Here is a 15,051-nt window from a genome sequence, read left to right as displayed (position 1 = left end):
GCGCCGCACTCCGGGCGCGGGCGCGCGCCGGCCGGGGACGAGGGGCCCGCAGGATCCGCGGGAGCCCTCGCTTCTCCGGATCCCCCGTCCCCGCACCCACTCGCCGAAGCCCCCGCCTCCGCCGCCTCGCCAAAGCTCCCGCACCCGCCTCGCTAGAGCCCCCGCACCCGCACCGGCAGCCCGACCTCCTCCACTCCCTCGTCCGTCACCCGCTCCACGACCACCCGCCCGTCCACGAGCCGCGACTGATACCGCTCGATCTCGGCCGGCTCCCAGCCGTCCCCCGTGTCCCGCACGACCAGACCCCCGCCCGTCCTCCCCGCGGCGGGCGCCCACACCTCCAGGGCCGGCTCGCCGTCCTCGCCGCGCACCGGGAGCACCGCCCCCGCCCGCGCCAGGACCGGGAGCCGGGAGAGCGGCGCGTCGAGCAGCACCTGGCCGGGGCCCTCGTAGGCCCGCTCGGTCGCGGTGTCGTACCAGCGCCCCCGCGGCAGCCGTACCGCGCGCGAGTCGGCGCCCCGGGTCAGAACCGGCGCGACGAGCAGCGCGTCGCCCAGCAGGAACGCGTCGTCGCAGTCCCGCAGCACCCGGTCCTCGGGCGTCCCCCACCACACCGGGCGTACGTACGGAGCCCCCGTCATCCGGGCGAGCCGGGCCAGGGTCGTGAAGTACGGCCGCATGCGTTCCCGCTCGGCCAGGGCCACGCGCGCGTGCTCCAGGACCTCCGGACCGAACTCCCAGGGCTCGCGTCGCCCCGCGTCGATCGCCGCGTGCGTACGGAACAGCGGCAGCCACGCCCCCAGCTGGTACCAGCGCAGGAACAGCTCCGGCGTCGGGCTGCCGTCGAAACCGCCCACATCGGGCCCCGAGTACGGCACCCCGCACAGGCCCAGCCCCAGGACCAGGGCGAGCGAGGCCCGCAGCCCCGGCCATCCCGTCGACACATCGCCCGACCAGGTGCCTCCGTACCGCTGCATCCCCGCCCAGCCCGAACGCGAGAAGAGGAAGGGCCGCTCGTCGGGCCGCAGCCGGCGCAGTCCCTCGTACCCGGCCCGCGCCATCGTGAGCCCGTACACGTTGTGCGCCTCGCGGTGGTCGCCGCCCCGGCCGTCCAGGTCGTGCCGTGCCGACCGGGGCAGCGTCGCATCGCCGAAGGGGGCGAAGGACACCGGCTCGTTCATGTCGTGCCACACGCCGGAGAAGCCCTGCCGGACCCGCTCCTCGTACAGATCGCCCCACCACTTCCGCACGGCGGGATCCGTGAAGTCCGGAAAGGCGCACTCGCCCGGCCACACCACCCCGTGCACCTCGTCGCCCCGGGCGTCCCGGACGAAGGCCCCCGCCGCCCGCCCGCTGTCGTACACCGCGTTCCCCGGTTCGGCCTTCACCGCCGGGTCCACGATCGACACGAGCCGCACGCCCTGTTCGCGCAACTCCGCCGCGAGCCCCGGAAGGTCGGGGAACCGCTCGCGGTCGACGGTGAACACCCGGTGGCCGTCGTAGTGGTCGATGTCCAGGTGGACGGCGGACAGCGGAAGGCCACGCTCCCGGTATCCGGCCACGATCCGCCGGACCTCCCGCGCGCTGCCGAACCCCCAGCGCGCGTGCTGCGGCCCCAGCGCCCAGTCGGGCGGCAGCGCGGGTGGGCCGGTGAGCGCCGCCCAGCCGTGCAGGACGCGCGCGGGGGTCCCGACGACCACCCAGCAGCGCAGCGGCCCGCCGTCCATCCGGACCTCGCTGGCACCCGGCCGGTCGTGCCCCGAGCCCGCGCCCTCCTCGCCCTCGGCCAGGGTGACCCGGCCGTCCCAGGAGTTGTCGTGGAAGGCCAGGTGCGTCCCGGCGTCCGAGACGACGAACTGCACGGGCATGGTGAGGTAGAGGGGGTCGTCCCCGGGCCCGAACCTCCCCTTGGGGTCGGTGTTCCACAGCCGGTACGAGCCGTCCCGCAGCCGCGGTCCCGTCGAGCGCCCGCCGAGCCCGAAGAACCGCGCGTCGGCCGGGACCTCACTGCGCTGCACCCACCGCGCCCCGCTCCGCCGGCCACCGGCCGCATCCCTGCCCGGCCGCCCGCCGGCCACCGCGCCCGCCTCCCCACCCGCTTCCCGGCCCGCCACGGCAGCGCCCGCCACGGCAGCGTCAGACTCGGCCACGTCAGCCGAGGCCACGCCCGCCTCGGCGGCGCCCGCCTCCGCCACCGGCTCCCACCAGCGCGGCGGCAGGTCCCGGCGCAGCATCACCCCGCCCGGGGTCCGGATCTCCACCGCCCCGTGCCGGGAGACCGCCACCGTCACCCGCTCGGACACGATCCGCCAGCCGCCGTCCGTGTCCGGCTCCAGGGAGGCCCGAGGGTCCGGCTCGGGCGCTTCGCCCGCCAGTGCGTACGAAGGAAGCGGCTCGGCGCCGTCCCACCCCCAGAACACGGTCCCGCCGGCCGACACGACGATCCGCAACGAGGAGCGGGCGAACCGGACGGTCCCCCCACCGGGCGTCGACTCCGCCCCCGTCGCATGCCCCGGTACGCGGGCCCGCTCCGCTCCCCTCGGCGGCAGCCCCCACGCGTCCGTACGGCGCTGCCGCCACGCCGCCCGTACCGTCCGCAATCCCTGCACCGAGCCGAACGCCTTCATCGAGCGCACCAGTTCACGACCGTCCATGCGGCTCACCCTGCCACCCACCAGGGGCGGAACAAGCTCCGTTCAACTGCCGTTCACCCGTGGTGGGAGCACATATTCAACTCCCGGACCATGGGCGGTCAGCCCTGGTGCGAATGACGATCACATGGCATCGTCCTGTCAGCCGCGTCACGCGCACACCCCAGCACGTGCGCGGGACACACGCCGACCCCGCGTACAGCCAGGGAGCCGCCCCAATGACATCAGCGCAGACCGAGCCGCTCTGGCAGCCGGACGAGGACCGCATCGCCACGGCCGCCGTCACCCGGTTCCAGAACTGGGCCGCCGAACACCACGGCGCCCCGGCGGACGGCGGGTACCCGGCGCTCCACCGCTGGTCGGTCGACGAGCTCGAGGCCTTCTGGCAGGCGGTCGTCGAGTGGTTCGACATCCGCTTCTCCACCCCGTACGAGCGCGTCCTCGGCGACCGCTCGATGCCCGGCGCCGACTGGTTCCCCGGAGCCACCCTCAACTACGCCGAGCACGCCCTGCGCGCCGCCGACGAGCGCCCCCATGACACGGCCTTGCTCCATGTGGACGAAACACATGAGCCCACGCCGATCGCCTGGGGCGAGCTTCGCCGCCAGGTCGGCTCCCTCGCCGCCGAACTCCGCGCCCTCGGTGTCCGGCCGGGCGACCGGATCAGCGGCTACCTGCCCAACGTCCCGCAGTCCGTCGTGGCCCTCCTCGCCACCGCGGCCGTCGGCGGCGTGTGGACCTCCTGCGCCCCCGACTTCGGCGCCCGCAGCGTCCTCGACCGCTTCCAGCAGGTCGAGCCCGTGGTCCTCTTCACCGTCGACGGCTACCGCTACGGCGGCAAGGAGCACGACCGCCGCGACACCGTGGCCGAACTGCGCGCCGAGCTCCCCACCCTCCGGGCGGTCGTCCACATCCCGCTGCTCGGCACCCCGGCGCCCGAGGGCACCCTCGACTGGGCCGACCTCGTCGCCGCCGACATCGAGCCGGTCTACGAGCAGGTCCCGTTCTCGCACCCGCTGTGGGTCCTGTACTCCTCCGGCACGACCGGTCTGCCGAAGGCGATCGTCCAGTCCCAGGGCGGCATCCTCGTCGAGCACGTCAAGCAGCTGGGCCTGCACTGCGACCTCGGGCCCGAGGACGTGTTCTTCTGGTACACCTCCACCGGCTGGATGATGTGGAACTTCCTCGTCTCCGGCCTGCTCACCGGCACGACGGTCGTCCTCTACGACGGAAGTCCCGGGTATCCGGACACCGCCGCCCAGTGGCGCGTCGCCGAGCGCACCCGCGCCACGCTGTACGGCACCTCGGCCGCGTATGTGATGGCCTGTGCCAAGGCGGACGTGCACCCGGGCCGGGACTTCGACCTCTCGTCGGTGAAGTGCGTCGCCACCACCGGCTCCCCGCTTCCGCCCGACGGATTCCGCTGGCTCCACGACGAGGTCCGCGAGAACCTGTGGATCGCCTCCGTCAGCGGCGGCACCGATGTGTGCTCCTGCTTCGCGGGGGCCGTTCCCACCCTCCCGGTCCACATCGGGGAGCTTCAGGCGGCGGGCCTCGGTACCGACCTCCAGGCGTGGGACCCCTCCGGCAAGCCGCTGATCGGCGAGGTGGGCGAACTCGTCGTCACCAACCCCATGCCGTCCATGCCGATCCACTTCTGGAACGACCCCGACGGCAGCCGCTACCGCGACAGCTACTTCGAGATGTTCCCGGGAGCCTGGCGCCACGGCGACTGGATCACGATCACCGACCACGGCTCGGTCGTCATCCACGGCCGCTCCGACTCCACCCTGAACCGCCAGGGCGTGCGGATGGGGAGCGCCGACATCTATGAGGCCGTCGAGCGCCTCCCGGAGATCCGGGAGTCCCTCGTGATCGGCCTGGAGGAGCCGGACGGCGGCTACTGGATGCCGCTCTTCGTGCACCTCGTCGACGGGGCGACCCTCGACGAGGAGCTGATCGCCCGCATCAAGCGGACGATCCGCACCGAGCTCTCCCCGCGCCACGTCCCCGACGAGATCATCGAGGTCCCCGGCGTCCCGCACACCCTCACGGGCAAGCGCATCGAGGTCCCGGTCAAGCGCCTCCTCCAGGGCACCCCCCTGGCCAAGGCCGTCAACGCCGGCTCGGTCGACGACCTCGGCCTCCTTCACTTCTACGAGTCCCTGGCGGCCGCCCGCCGAGCCTGACCGACGCGCCGAGCCTGACCGACGCGTCGCGCCTCGCCACGACGCGACGCGCCCCTGCGGCGGCGGGCTCCGCGCCCGCTACGCCCTCGGCGTCCCCGGCACTTCGCCGGGGGCGCCGACGCCTGCCTTGGCGAGCACCGCCGACACCCCGAGGACCGTGCCCGCGCGCCCGGCCGACGTCGTCCCGGTGAGCACCGTGCGCTCCCCGAGGAACGCCGACGTCGTACGGTCGAAGATCCACTGCGTCTGCTCGCCGTGCGCCGTACGGGCGACGGCGACGCCCTCGCGGCCGGCCGCGTCCTTCGCGGACGGCAGCACGGTGACCCCCGGGATCCGCGCCGCGGCCTCGTAGAGGGCGGCGGTCACCTTCGGGGGAGCCCAGGTCTCGGCGAGCAGGGTCCCGATCGCGGTGAACGCCCGCTGGTCCGGGTCGGTCCCGGCCCGACGGGTCTCGGCCCGGATCAGGCGCAGGAGCGCCTCCGGGTCCGTCGGAAGCGTCGCCACGTACGCGTGGGTGGGGTTCATGACGGAGGGCGGCTCCGCGCCGAGGGCGGACTTCCGCGGCGTGGCCCCCCGGTGGTCCAGCTCGTACACGGGCAGCGGCGCACCGAGCGGGGTGTCGGCGGAGCCGGGCTCACGCAACAGACCGGGGCGGCTGCCGTCGGCCGAGAGCCACACCTCGCGCTGGTGGGCGGGCGGCAGCGTCGCGGAGCCGCCGGAAGCGTCGCGCCCGGCATGGGCCACGAGGCTCTTCACATAGACGTATCCCTCGGGCCGGGCGTCGGGCGCGGGTGCTGCGGCGGCGGCGAGCGCCGCCCGGGTCAGCACCTGCACGGCTCCGGTCGACGCCGGCTGACCGGCCGAGGTACGTCCCGTGCCCGGGGATCCGGCAGGCGTGTCCCGGGGCGCGAACACGGCGACACCGGCCACGACCGCGCAGGCGGCGACCGGCGCGGCGATCCAGCCGAGGCGCAGCCCGGCGCGTCCCCGGCGCGCACGGGGCGGAGGGGCGACCGCGTCGCCCTCGGAGGCGAGGGCGGTCCTCATGACGGTGTGCCGCAGGTCGCGGTCCCGTTCGGGCGCGAGCTCGGGCACCGGCGGCGGGGGCAGCAGTTCGGCGAGCTCGGCGCGCAGCACCTCGTCGGAGTGGGCGTGCCGGTGCGGCGTGCGGGGGGCGTGGGCGTTCATGCCTGGTTCTCCGGGATCGATCGGGGCACGGGTGCGGGACGGACGGTGGACCGGGCGGACACGGCTCCGGCGACGGGAAGCGCGCTGCTTCGTTCCGGGGCGCTCGGCACCGCGGGGTCCGGTTCCCCGGGGCTTCGTTCCCCAATGCTTCCGGCGTGCGTACGGGCACGGACCGGGGCACGGCCGACGGAGGCCCGCCCCGTTTCCGGCACCACCGCCCGGGAGGGCGACCGCACCGCGGCGACAGCCGCCCGCTCCTCCCGGCGCGCCGTTCGCAGTTCGGCGTCGGCGAGCTTCCGCAGTCGTTCACGCGCCCGCGAGAGCCGGGACCGGACCGTCCCGACCGGAACGCCCAGCGCCTCCCCTGCGGCGGCGTAGTCGAGTCCGGCCCACACCACGAGCGTGAAGACCTCGCGCTCACGCCTGCGGAGCTTCCCGAGGGCGGCCCGGGCGGCCCGTATCTGCTCCCCGTCCGTCATCCGCGCGAGGACGTCGTCGGCGAAGTCCGGCAGGACGCCGCGCTCGGGCATCCGGGCAAGGGCCGCGTCCCGCCGCCGCGCCTCACGCGCGGCGCCCCGCATGATGTTGGTCGCGATGCCCAGCAGCCAGGGGCGGAGACTCCCGCCGTCGCTGTGCACCTTCCCGCGACAGCGCCAGGCCTCCAGGAAGGCGGCGGAGACGACGTCCTCGGCCGCCGTCCGGTCCCCGCACACCCGGAAGGCGTAGTGATACAGCACGCGTGCGTGCTCGTCGTACGCCTCGCCGAGCGCGGAGGGGTCTCCGGACCGGAAACGATCTCTCATAGGTGATTCCACATCTGGCACTGGGCGCCGGTTCGTCCGGGTTCCCGTGACCCGCACCACACCGCGCCACCTGTGACCCAGGTCACCGGAACGCGACGGCTGCCGTGAGCAGTGCCTGGCATGAACGATTCCGCACCACGTCACGACACCGCCCCGGACGCACGTCGCCGCACGGCCCCCGGCACGAGCCGCCGCGCGGTCCTGCGCTCGCTGGCCCTCGCCGGCGTCCTCGCCGGGACCTCCCTGGCGACCCTTTCCCCGGCCGCGGCCGGGAACGGCGCACCCGAGACGTACACCCTGACCATCCGTCATCTCGACCGGGCGGGAGCCACCACCGGCGGTTACCTGACCCACGTCACCGGCATCTCCGGCCCCGGCGCCTCGGAGGAGGCCACGCCCTACGACGAGTCCGGCACGGTGACCGTGCGGCTGCCCAAGGGTCGTTATCTGCTCGACTCCACCCTGAGCGGGGCCGCCGGGGCCACCGGCACCGACTGGATCGTCCAGCCCCGGCTGGACCTGAACCGCGACACGACCGTCACCGTCGACGCCCGCACGACCGCCCCGGTGGACGTCCGTCCGCCGGAGCCGGGCGCGCGTCACCTGAACAGTCTCGGGTTCGTCGAGGTCACCCACGAGGGGACGACCCGCTCCGCGAACATCATGACGTCGAGCCCGGGCCTGCGCGTCGCCCACCTCGGCCCCGACGGCGAGTCCGGCTCGGTCAGGGAATGGATCGACACCTACTGGTCCGGCGCGAGCAACGACTACGCCCTCGGCTACACCTTCACCGCGGACCGCGCCCTGACCGGCCTCGTCCGTCACCCGGCGGCCGCCTCACTGGCCACCGTCAAGATCCGCGCGGCCGCCCCGGAGGGCACGACCGGAACGGGGTTCGTCTCGATCCAGCCCAGCGCGGGCCCCACCATCGGGCTCGTCCAGCCCCTGCGCGCGCCCGGTACAGCCACCGTGCTCGTGACCCCGGAACGAGGTCTGTGGGACGTCGACTACACCGGCCCCGCCGCACCCGAGACCCCTCCCAACCGCTACTCCGCGCACGCCTTCCCGGTCCGCGCGGGCGCCACCACCACCCACACCTTCGACAACGCCGTCTTCGGTCCCGCGCTCGACGGTGCCCCCGGTGCCCGCCCGGCCGGCGTCCGTGACGGCGACACCCTCGCCCTCGATCTTCCGCTGCTCGCCGACGGCGACGGCCACGCACCCGGCGCGCCCCGCTTCCACGGCGCCACCACGACGCTCCACCGTGACGGGGTCCTGATCGGCACCCGGCAGGGCGACCCCGGCCGTGCCACGTTCACCACCACCCCCGGACCGGCCTCGTACCGGCTCACCGCCACGGCGACCCGAGGCGACGGCGCCGAGGCGGGCGGGCGTGTCACCGCGGCCTGGACCTTCACCTCGGCCGCCGCGTCCCGGCCCGCCGCCCTGCCCCTCAGCGTCGTCCGCTTCGCCCCCGACCTCGACCTCGGCGGCACCGCCCCGGCGGGTGTCCCCGTTCGCGTACCGGTCACCGTCCAGGGGGCCGCCGCCGAGACCGGAGTCCGGTCGCTCACGGTGTCGATGTCGGCCGACAACGGCGCCACCTGGACCCGCGTCCCCGTCGTCGACGGCCGGGCCGCCTTCCGCACCCCCGGCCCCGGCCGGTCCGTCTCGCTCCGCGCCGAACTCACCGACACCCGGGGCAACACCCTGACCCAGACCCTGAGGCACGCCTACCGGACCCGATGAACCACCGCCGCCCCCGGCTCCGACCGGGGCGCGGCGACACCGGACGCTCCGGGGAGGGGGAGACCCTTCCCCGGAGCGCCCGGTGCTGTCCGGCGTGCGTCATCCCCCGTACGTCGCCTGCGCGTCGCCCAGCACATCCGCGAAGTCCGCCGCGAGGCGCCGGGCCTCTGCGGGCGCGAGCGTCGCCGTCGTGATCCGCACGGCCGGCGGCGCCGCGATCCGGAACCGCGCCCCCGCGGCGACCCACCAACCGTGCGTCCGCAGGCCGTTGACGGCCGCCGACTCGTCCCGCACCGGCACCCACACGTTCAGCCCGCTCGCCCCGACCGCCCGGATCCGGTGGCTCGCGAGCGCGTCGATCAGGGCCGTACGCCGCTCGGCGTACGCCGTCTCGCCCGCCGCCACGAGCTCACGGACCGCCCCGTCACCGAACAGGCCGGCCACCATCTCCTGGAGGACATGACTGACCCAGCCCGAGGTCATCAGCATCCGCCCGTCGTGCCGGGCGAGGGTCACCGCGTCGCAGGCGACCCCGGCCCACCGCAGATCGATCCCGAGGTGCTTCGACGCGGTCCGCACCTGTGCCCACCGGTCGAGCCCGGCCGCCGCGAGCGTGTACGCCGCCGCCCCGCCGACCTCCGCGTTGTGGTCGTCCTCGACGACGAGGACCTCGGGGAACTCCCGGAGCACCGCCACCAGTTCGTCCCGCCGCGTCCGGGTGAAGAACGCCCCGGTGGGGGACTGGCCCCGTGGACTGCACACCACCGCGCGCACCCCGCCCCGGAGCGCCGTGCGCAGCGACTCCGGTACGAGCCCCTCGCCGTCCACGGCCACCGGAACCGTCCGGAACCCCAACGCGGGCACCAGGTCGAGCAGATGGTGGAAGCCGGGATCCTCCACGGCCACCGCGTCACCGGGCCGCAGCTCCGTGGAGAGGAGCCGCGCGATGCAGTCGAGTGCCCCGTGCGCGAACGTCACGTGCCGCGCCGGTACTCCGTCCCGCGCGAACCACTGACGGGTCATCTCCTCGAGCACCGCGAGCCGTGGCGCGGCGCGATGGGACCCGTACACCGGGGTGACCGCCGACGGAGGGCGCAGTACGGGGAGGAAGGCCGGGTCGGGATGCCCGCCCGCCAGGTCCACCAGGCCGTCCGGCACCCGCGGCGGTCGCCGGGAGGCCACCGACGGAACGTCCGCGACGACCGTTCCGCCCCGGCCCCGCGTGACGATCAGCCCCCGCTGCCGCAACTCCTTGTAGGCCGTCGCGACCGTCCCGGGACTCACCCCCAGCGCGTCGGCGAGCCGCCGCACGGGCGGCAGCGCGTCTCCCGGGGCGAGTCCGCCCTCGGAGACGCCCCGCTCCACGGACGCGGCAATCCCCTTGGCCGTCGTGCCTTCGATCGCATATTGTGCTGCCACGTAATCAAGTATGTATCAATACAAAGCAGTTGGCAAGGGGGACCCCATGAGCCGCTCCACCCGCTCCACCCGCTCCGCCCGAACAGCCCTCAGGAACCGCGTCCCGGGCGGCGCCGACGGCCGCCGCATGCTCGTCATCGGCTTCATCGACAAGTGCGGCACCGGACTCTGGTCCACGGCCATGGCCCTCTACTTCACCTACGTCACCGGCCTCGGCCTCGGACAGGTCGGACTCCTCATCGCCGTCTCGGGCGCCGCCGGCATCGCGGGCGCCCCCCTCGGAGGGCGACTCGCCGACCGCTTCCCCCTCGTCCGCGTCATCATCTGCACCCAACTGCTGCGCGCCGCGGCCCTCCTCGCCCTCCTCACCACCGACGACTACCCGCTGCTGGTCCTCTTCTCCGCCGTCGGCGCCCTCCCCGACCGCGCGACCAACGTCCTCACCAAGCTCTACGCCGCCCGGATCGCCGGCCCCGACCGCATCCGCTACCAGGCCATCAACCGCACCACCTCCAACATCGGCTGGACCCTCGGCGGCCTCGGCGCCGCGGCCGCCCTCGCCGTCGGCACCACCACCGCCTTCCATCTCCTCCTCGTCGGGGACGCCCTCTCGTACCTGGTGATGGCCGCACTCACCCTCCGCTGCGCCGAACCGCCCACCCCCGCCTCCCGGATCGCCGCCTCCTCGACCGATCCGGCCCCCACCGCGAAGCCCTCCAACCCCTGGCGCGACCGCGGCTTCCTCGGCTTCACCGCGGCGGATTCGGTCTTCTTCCTCCACGACTCGATCCTCCAGGTCGCCCTCCCGCTCTGGATCGTCCACGCCACCGACGCCCCCGTCGGCCTCGCCCCGCTCCTGATGGTCGCCAACAGCGCCCTCGTCGTGATCTTCCAGGTCCCGCTCTCGCGCTTCGGCTCCACCACCGAAGCCGCCCGCCGCCTGCTCGCCCCCCTCGCCGGACTCTTCGCCGTCGGCACGCTCGCCCTCGCCGTCTCCGCCCTCGGCGGCCGGACCCTCTCCATCGCCGCCCTGATCACCGCGGCCGTCGTCCTGACGTTCGCCGAGATGATCCACACGATCGCGTCCTGGGAGATCTCGGTCGCCCTGGCCCCCGACGACGCCCAGGGCGCCTACCTCGGCGTCCACGGTCTCGCCCAGTCCACCCAGCGCTTCGTCGGCCCCCTCCTCATGACCGGCCTCGTCTCCGCGGGCCCCCTGGCCTGGCCGGTTCTCGGCGCGGCCCTCGTCGCCACCAGCGCCGCCCAGAACAGCCTCGTCCGCCGACGCCTCCCCACGACGTCACTGTCAGTGCCGAAGGTTACGGTGAGTGAGCACTGATCGGACCGTCACCAGGGGGAGACATGACACGGACCGGCACGAACCACGCACATCTCCGACGCGCCCTGCGCCGCGAAGTCCCCAGCACCGTCGGCCTCCTCGCCGACGAGCACGACTTCACGGCCATGCGCCGGTACCGGACCTTCGCCTTCGACGACCACACCACCTACCTCAGGCAGGTCGAAGGCCTCCTCAGGACCCTCGCGGGACAGGGCGGCCACACCACCGTCACCCTCTTCGACCCCGAGGAGTACGCGGTCTACTGCGCCGAGACCGCCATCGACGCCGACCACCCCGCCAGCCGCAGCCGATTCACCGCCCACCTCGCCGCCACCGGCGCCCGGGTCACGTATACCGGGCAGCCCCTCAGCGCCCTGCTCCCCGAGCTCGTCGACACCGCCGTCCGCCACGCGACCTGGGAGTACGCCACCACCGTCCTCGCCACCGCGGGCGACTGCGCCACCTGCGGCAAGGACATCGGCGAGGCCGCCTTCGCGCGGGCCGCCCGACTCCTCGCCCGACTGCTCGACGCCGCGGGCCCCGGCACGCACCACCTCGTCTGCAGCGTCCGGGCCGCCGAGGACCAGCTCCTCGCGGTCCTCCACGCCCACGGCACCAGGCGGCCCGCCGCCGTCGACGACGCGGCGGCCGCGGAATTCACCGCGGTCCTGGCCGCCGGCATCGCCCTCGGCGCCCCCGGTGGAATCGTCCTGCGCACCACCACCCCGGGCGACCGCGACCGACTCCACGGCTGGCGCCTCACCGGCGGCACCCTCGTCCCGCTCACCGAGGCCGAGGTCTTCGCCGCCTACTGCACCGACGCCACCACCGGAGAACCCGTCTCCCCGGAACCCGGCGTCGACCACCGCGCGGGCTTCCCCCTCGCCCCGGACCCCGACGACGACTGGACCACCCACCACTGACCCCGGACACGCCGAAGGGGCTCCCCGTCACACAGATGACGGAAAGCCCCTTCGGCGAGCACGGCCGGGAATCACTCCCCGGACAGCACCGCCTGAGCGGCCACGCGCGCCTCGTGCGCCGTGTCGGCGGCACGCGCCGCGGCAGCGGCCCGCTCGCACTGCGCCAGCGTGTACTTGGCCAGCGTCGCCCGCACATAGGGAATGGACGCCGCACCCATGGAGAGGGAGGTGACACCCAGACCCGTCAGCACACACGCGAGCAGCGGATCGGCGGCGGCCTCGCCACAGACACCACAGCTCTTGCCCTCGGCCTTGGCCGCCTCGGCGGACAGCGCCACCAGGTCGAGCAGCGCCGGCTGCCACGGGTCCTGGAGCCGGGACACCGCGCCGACCTGACGGTCGGCCGCGAAGGTGTACTGCGCCAGGTCGTTGGTACCGAGCGACAGGAACTCGACCTCCTGCAGGATCGAGCGGGCCCGCAGCGCGGCCGAGGGAATCTCGACCATCGCACCGAACTTCGCCCGCAGCCCCGCCTCACGGCACGCGTCGGCGAAGGCCTTCGCGTCCGTACGGTCCGCCACCATCGGCGCCATGACCTCGAGGTACACGGGCAGACCCTCGGCCGCCTTCGCGAGCGCGGTCAGCTGCGTCCGCAGCACCTCCGGGTGGTCGAGCAGCGACCGCAGACCCCGCACACCGAGCGCCGGGTTGGGCTCGTCGGCCGGAGTCAGGAAGTCCAGCGGCTTGTCGGCACCGGCGTCGAGCACCCGCACGACCACACGGCCCTCGGGGAAGGCCTCCAGCACCTTGCGGTAGGCCTCGACCTGCTTCTCCTCGGACGGAGCCTTCTCGCTGTCGTCCAGGAAGAGGAACTCCGTACGGAAGAGACCGACACCCTCCGCACCGGCCTCGACCGCCGCAGGTACGTCCGCCGGCCCGCCGACATTGGCGAGCAGCGGCACCTTGTGCCCGTCCGAGGTCGCGCCCGGACCACTGGACGTGGCCAGCGCGGCCCGGCGCGCGGCGGCGGCCTCGGTCAGCTCCGTCTTCTTCTCCTCGCTCGGGTCCACGAAGAGCTCGCCGGTGGAACCGTCGACCGCGATGAGCGTGCCCTCGGCGATCTCACCCGCGCCGGGCAGCGCCACGATGGCCGGCACACCCAGCGCCCGCGCGAGAATCGCGCTGTGGCTGGTGGGCCCGCCCTCCTCGGTCACGAATCCGAGCACGAGCGTCGGGTCGAGCAGCGCCGTGTCGGCGGGCGCCAGGTCCCGCGCGATCAGCACGTACGGCTCGTCGCTGTCCGGCACACCGGGCATCGGCACACCGAGCAGACGCGCGACGATCCGGTTGCGCACGTCGTCCAGGTCGGCGACCCGTCCGGCCATGTACTCGCCGGCACCCGCGAGCAGCTCGCGATAGTGCGAGAAGGCGTCGTAGATACCGCGCTCCGCCGTGCTGCCCACGGCGATCCGGCGGTCCACGTCGGCGATGAGCTCCGGGTCCTGGGCGATCATCGCCTGGGCCTCCAGCACGTGCTGGGCCTCACCACCGGCCAGGTTGCCGCGCGCATTGAGGTCGGCGGCCACAGCCTCGACGGCCTGACGGGCGCGCCCCTGTTCGCGCTCCGCCTCGTCCGCCGGGATCTGCTTGGCAGGCGGTTCGAGAACCGCCGTGCCCATGTGCCGGACCTCGCCGATCGCCACACCGTGGCTGACGCCGACGCCTCGCAGCGTTGTCTCCATCTCACCCGTCTCCGATAGAGCGGCGGCACCTGCCGCCGCGTTGAATGTCGAACTCGCGGTCGTCACGGGGACGAACCGGCTCAGCGCCAGCCGAAGAGCTCGTCGCCGGCCTTCACGTCGCCGTCCTCGACGACGGCGGAGAGCGAGTCCGCAGTGGCCTCCAGGGCCACGATGGGACAGATGGGGGACTTGCCGGCGGCCTCGACCGCAGCCGGGTCCCAGCGCACGACGGCCTGTCCGCGCGTCACGGTGTCACCCTTGTTGACGAGCAGCTCGAAGCCCTGCCCGTTGAGCTGAACGGTGTCGATGCCGAGGTGGGTCAGTACACCGTGGCCCTCGCCGTCGACGACGACGAACGCGTGCGGGTGCATGGAGACGATGACCCCGTCGATGGGGGAGACGGCCTCAGAGGGCTCACGTACGGGATCGATGGCGGTACCGGGACCGACCATCGCACCGGAGAAGACCGGATCGGGAACTGCGGCGAGACCGATGGCGCGTCCAGCAAGCGGCGACGTCACGGTTGTCATGGGAAGCCTCCCAGGGGCGGAGATTGTGTAGGCGCCGTCACTACCTGTCCTGGACGGCGTACTGTTCTGAAGCGTAAGTCATAAGAAGTCCTAGTTCCGCACGAGACGTACCAGTTGGACGGAGCTAGGGACTACCGGAAACGATTTGCCTCAACTGACGGTGGGATGTACTGTCGTACTCCTGCCTGACCCCAACGCGGCCTTGAGTCGCGGGTCGGCAGCACCTATCAAGCCAGATCCTAACCCCAGTGGTCTACACCTCTGCATGCTCGCAGCAGATGTGGTCAGGGGGACCGAGAAAGCCTGGTAGTGTTTGACCCCGCCGGGAACGGAAAAGCGAAAGCGAATTCCGATCCCAGCAGCCCGCTCCAGCGGGTGGCAAAAACGAGAAATCGGGTCTGCTAAGCTGGAAACACGAAATACCGAAGGGAAGCCCGGAGGAAAGCCCGAGAGGGTGAGTACAAAGGAAGCGTCCGTTCCTTGAGAACTCAACAGCGTGCCAAAAATCAACGCCAGAT

10 protein-coding genes are annotated in these 15,051 nt (G+C 73.6%); 4 read left to right on the top strand and 6 right to left on the bottom strand.

The genetic code is table 11. The features are described from left to right. Nucleotides 1-152: 152 nt before the first annotated feature. Entirely contained in the window at nucleotides 153-2,654 is a 2,502-nt protein-coding gene (locus IE311_RS15365) for a glycoside hydrolase family 31 protein (protein WP_189832240.1), read from the bottom strand. Nucleotides 2,655-2,869: 215 nt separating this feature from the next. On the opposite strand from IE311_RS15365, the gene IE311_RS15360 reads away from it, so the two are divergent. Further along, the gene (locus IE311_RS15360) at nucleotides 2,870-4,840 is read left to right on the top strand and encodes an acetoacetate--CoA ligase (RefSeq protein ID WP_189832239.1); all 1,971 of its coding nucleotides are present in this window, start codon (nucleotides 2,870-2,872) and stop codon (nucleotides 4,838-4,840) included. Between the two features lie 78 nt (nucleotides 4,841-4,918). Here IE311_RS15360 and IE311_RS15355 read toward each other — a convergent pair whose 3' ends face one another. Together IE311_RS15355 and IE311_RS15350 are read right to left on the bottom strand one after the other, a co-directional pair. Continuing rightward, a complete protein-coding gene (locus IE311_RS15355) occupies nucleotides 4,919-6,028 on the bottom strand; it encodes a CU044_5270 family protein (protein WP_189832238.1) in 1,110 nt (369 codons plus the stop codon). Beyond that, nucleotides 6,025-6,831 (bottom strand): RNA polymerase sigma factor, encoded by an 807-nt coding sequence (locus IE311_RS15350; RefSeq protein WP_189832237.1) that lies wholly within the window; start codon nucleotides 6,829-6,831, stop codon nucleotides 6,025-6,027. The genes IE311_RS15355 and IE311_RS15350 overlap by 4 nt, the downstream gene beginning before the upstream one ends. Before the next feature lie 120 nt (nucleotides 6,832-6,951). Here IE311_RS15350 and IE311_RS15345 point away from each other — a divergent pair, with 120 nt between their 5' ends. After that, entirely contained in the window at nucleotides 6,952-8,580 is a 1,629-nt protein-coding gene (locus IE311_RS15345; RefSeq protein WP_189832236.1) for a serine protease, read from the top strand. Between the two features lie 99 nt (nucleotides 8,581-8,679). Here the strand turns inward: IE311_RS15345 and IE311_RS15340 are convergent, their stop codons facing one another. Next, nucleotides 8,680-9,999 carry an aminotransferase class I/II-fold pyridoxal phosphate-dependent enzyme gene (locus IE311_RS15340; RefSeq protein ID WP_189832235.1) on the bottom strand — a complete coding sequence of 440 codons (1,320 nt, stop codon included), beginning with the start codon at nucleotides 9,997-9,999 and terminating at the stop codon, nucleotides 8,680-8,682. 46 nt (nucleotides 10,000-10,045) lie between these two features. Between IE311_RS15340 and IE311_RS15335 the strand changes: the two genes are divergently transcribed. Both IE311_RS15335 and IE311_RS15330 read left to right on the top strand, forming a co-directional pair. Beyond that, nucleotides 10,046-11,338 carry an MFS transporter gene (locus IE311_RS15335; protein ID WP_308439811.1) on the top strand — a complete coding sequence of 431 codons (1,293 nt, stop codon included), beginning with the start codon at nucleotides 10,046-10,048 and terminating at the stop codon, nucleotides 11,336-11,338. Between the two features lie 23 nt (nucleotides 11,339-11,361). After that, entirely contained in the window at nucleotides 11,362-12,261 is a 900-nt protein-coding gene (locus tag IE311_RS15330; protein WP_189832234.1) for a hypothetical protein, read from the top strand. A 71-nt stretch (nucleotides 12,262-12,332) separates the two neighbouring features. Here IE311_RS15330 and ptsP read toward each other — a convergent pair whose 3' ends face one another. Further along, nucleotides 12,333-14,003 (bottom strand): phosphoenolpyruvate--protein phosphotransferase, encoded by a 1,671-nt coding sequence (gene ptsP / locus IE311_RS15325; protein WP_189832233.1) that lies wholly within the window; start codon nucleotides 14,001-14,003, stop codon nucleotides 12,333-12,335. Between the two features lie 80 nt (nucleotides 14,004-14,083). After that, the gene (locus IE311_RS15320) at nucleotides 14,084-14,533 is read right to left on the bottom strand and encodes a PTS sugar transporter subunit IIA (RefSeq protein WP_189832232.1); all 450 of its coding nucleotides are present in this window, start codon (nucleotides 14,531-14,533) and stop codon (nucleotides 14,084-14,086) included. Between the last annotated feature and the right edge of the window lie 518 nt (nucleotides 14,534-15,051).

The sequence above is a fragment of the Streptomyces zaomyceticus genome (assembly GCF_014656215.1).
Classification (GTDB): Bacteria; Actinomycetota; Actinomycetes; order Streptomycetales; family Streptomycetaceae; genus Streptomyces; species Streptomyces zaomyceticus.
Note: the sequence above shows the minus strand (reverse complement) of the source record. Positions and strands in the feature narration are given on the sequence as shown.

Bases quoted from the DNA above. Each gene is read 5' to 3' on its own strand.
- IE311_RS15365 (WP_189832240.1), bottom strand. From the start codon at position 2,654: ATGGACGGTCGTGAACTGGTGCGCTCGATGAAGGCGTTCGGCTCGGTG.
- IE311_RS15360 (WP_189832239.1), top strand. From the start codon at position 2,870: ATGACATCAGCGCAGACCGAGCCGCTCTGGCAGCCGGACGAGGACCGC.
- IE311_RS15355 (WP_189832238.1), bottom strand. From the start codon at position 6,028: ATGAACGCCCACGCCCCCCGCACGCCGCACCGGCACGCCCACTCCGAC.
- IE311_RS15350 (WP_189832237.1), bottom strand. From the start codon at position 6,831: ATGAGAGATCGTTTCCGGTCCGGAGACCCCTCCGCGCTCGGCGAGGCG.
- IE311_RS15345 (WP_189832236.1), top strand. From the start codon at position 6,952: ATGAACGATTCCGCACCACGTCACGACACCGCCCCGGACGCACGTCGC.
- IE311_RS15335 (WP_308439811.1), top strand. From the start codon at position 10,046: ATGAGCCGCTCCACCCGCTCCACCCGCTCCGCCCGAACAGCCCTCAGG.
- IE311_RS15330 (WP_189832234.1), top strand. From the start codon at position 11,362: ATGACACGGACCGGCACGAACCACGCACATCTCCGACGCGCCCTGCGC.
- ptsP (WP_189832233.1), bottom strand. From the start codon at position 14,003: ATGGAGACAACGCTGCGAGGCGTCGGCGTCAGCCACGGTGTGGCGATC.
- IE311_RS15320 (WP_189832232.1), bottom strand. From the start codon at position 14,533: ATGACAACCGTGACGTCGCCGCTTGCTGGACGCGCCATCGGTCTCGCC.